Origin of the sequence: Rhodovulum sp., assembly GCF_011048875.1 — a bacterium.
Classification (GTDB): domain Bacteria; phylum Pseudomonadota; class Alphaproteobacteria; order Rhodobacterales; family Rhodobacteraceae; genus Rhodovulum; species Rhodovulum tesquicola.
Genome location: NZ_DSDD01000161.1, coordinates 1 through 1,861 on the forward strand (window position 1 = coordinate 1; position 1,861 = coordinate 1,861).

Here is a 1,861-nt window from a genome sequence, read left to right on the forward strand (position 1 = left end):
CCCCACGAGATTTCCCTGGTGCCGACGCCCGCCGACCCCGGCGCCCACATTCGCATGGAGACAGAGATGACCGACACGACCACCACCACGGCGCCACCCAAGGCGCAGACCGAAACCCGCGCCGCAGCGAATGCCGAGATCCGCTCCATCGCCCGCATCGCGGGGCTCGACCAGTCCTGGATCGACGGCCAGATCGACGGAGGCGCCGATCCCGACACCGCCCGCCGCGCGGCCTTCGAGGCGCTGGCGAAGCGATCCGCGCCTGCGATCCGCACAGAACAGGTCCGCGTCGAGATGGGAGAAGCCCATGACGACTCCGCCCTGCGCGCCCGGCAGATGGGCGAGGCGCTCTACGCCCGGATCAACCCGCGCCACGAGCTGAGCGAACCGGCCCGGCGCTACGCCTATTCGACCCCGGTCGACATGGCGAAGGAACTGCTGACGCTGCGCGGCGAGTCCACGATGGCCCTGTCGCCCGCGAGCCTCGTCACCCGTGCGCTGCACACCACCTCGGACTTCCCGATCATCCTCGGGGACACGGTGGGGCGGGTGCTGCGCGACGCCTATCAGGCCGCGCCTTCCGGCATCCGCCGTCTTGGCCGACAAACCTCAGCACGGGACTTCCGCGCGGTGAACAAGATCATGCTGGGCGAGGCACCCCTGCTGGAGAAGCTGAACGAGCACGGCGAGATCAAGGCCGGGACCATGGCCGAGGCGCGCGAGGCCTACAAGATCGAGACCTGGGCGCGGAAGATCGGCATCACCCGGCAGGTTTTGGTCAACGATGACCTCGGCGCCTTCGCGGACCTCGCCCGCCGCATGGGTCAGGCCGCCGCCGAGACCGAGGCGCGCATCCTGGTCACCCTGCTGGAGGCGGGCAGCGGCAACGGGCCCACCATGTCGGACGGCAAGACGCTGTTCCACGCCGACCATGGCAACAAAGCGGGCACGGGCGCGGCGATCTCCGATGCGACGCTCTCCGCGGCCCGGCTGGCGCTTCGCACGCAGAAAGGGATCGAGGATCGCACCATCCGCGTGACGCCCCGCAACCTGCTGGTCCCGCCCGCGCTGGAGACCACGGCCGAGAAGTGGCTGGCGAGCATCGCGCCCGCCACTGCCGCCGATGTGAACCCGTTCTCGGGCTCGCTGTCGCTAGTGGTCGAGCCGCGCCTGTCCTCGTCCACGCGCTGGTATGTCACCGCCGATCCCGGAGAGATCGACGGGCTGGAGTTTGCCTATCTCTCGGGCGCGGAGGGCCCGCAGGTCGAGAGCCGTTCGGGCTGGGATGTGGACGGCGTGGAGATCCGGGTGATCCTGGATTTCGGGGCCGGGTTCATCGACCATCGCGGCTGGTTCATGAACGCGGGCGCGTGAGCATGGCCGACCTCGCCCAACTCACCGCCTGGCGGGACGCCCTGATGGCCGCGCGCTATCGGGGTGTCCGCACTGTCGAATACGACGGCAAACGCATCACTTACGCGAGCGACGGCGAGATGGCCGCCGCGCTCGCGGACCTCAACCGCCAGATCACAGGGGCGACTGACCGCATCTCGGTCGTCCGCATCCAATCCTCGAAAGGGCTCTGAACAATGAAGACCTACATCCAGAACGGCCATGTCATCACGGTGCCGACCCCGACAGGCGGCATCGCCTCGGGCGACGGGCTGATCGTCGGCAGCATCTTCGGCATCGCGGCGTACTCAGCCGCTGAGGGCGATCCACTCGAACTGGCGACCACGGGGGTCTACAAGCTGCCGAAAGCCAGCGCCGTGGTGCTCGCCGTGGGCGCGCGCGTTGCGTGGGATGACACGGCGAAGGAAGTGAACACACCCGGCGCTGGGCGCTTCCCCATCGGCGTCGC

3 protein-coding genes are annotated in these 1,861 nt (G+C 69.0%); all 3 read left to right on the forward strand.

What is annotated here, in order from left to right; all coding sequences use genetic code 11:
- A partial coding sequence (locus ENN83_RS05660) for a prohead protease/major capsid protein fusion protein (RefSeq protein WP_287185055.1) occupies positions 1-1,374 on the forward strand: 1,374 nt, incomplete at its 5' end.
- Between the two features lie 2 nt (positions 1,375-1,376).
- Complete coding sequence (locus ENN83_RS05665) at positions 1,377-1,586, forward strand: phage head-tail joining protein (RefSeq protein WP_287185057.1); 210 nt, start codon at positions 1,377-1,379, stop codon at positions 1,584-1,586.
- A 3-nt stretch (positions 1,587-1,589) separates the two neighbouring features.
- Positions 1,590-1,861, forward strand: a 272-nt coding sequence (locus ENN83_RS05670) for a DUF2190 family protein (protein ID WP_287185060.1), incomplete at its 3' end; no start/stop codon positions are given.